At 36.7% G+C, this 229-nt stretch carries 1 protein-coding gene; it reads left to right on the forward strand.

Going from position 1 to position 229, the window contains the following annotated elements; all coding sequences use genetic code 11:
• On the forward strand, window positions 1–229 hold a 229-nt coding region (locus SCA31_RS25850), incomplete at both ends, for an alpha/beta hydrolase-fold protein (RefSeq protein ID WP_410699787.1).

The raw sequence follows: 229 nt of genomic DNA on the forward strand, positions 1-229 counted from the left end.
CATTGAAAAATGGAGACTGAATTGGGGACCGTTCAAAAAAGAGTTTTTCCCGATTGTGGAAATTATCTCTGAAAAATTTTACATTCCGCAACTTGAGCGTTATCGTAAAGTTTGGGCTTTACTACCCTATGATTATTATACTTCTGAGAAGAGCTACCCTGTTTTATACCTTCAGGATGCACAAAATCTATTCAATGAAGGAAGTGGATACGGAAACTGGGAAATTGAT

The organism is Chryseobacterium sp. SIMBA_028, assembly GCF_046535285.1.
GTDB lineage: Bacteria > Bacteroidota > Bacteroidia > Flavobacteriales > Weeksellaceae > Chryseobacterium.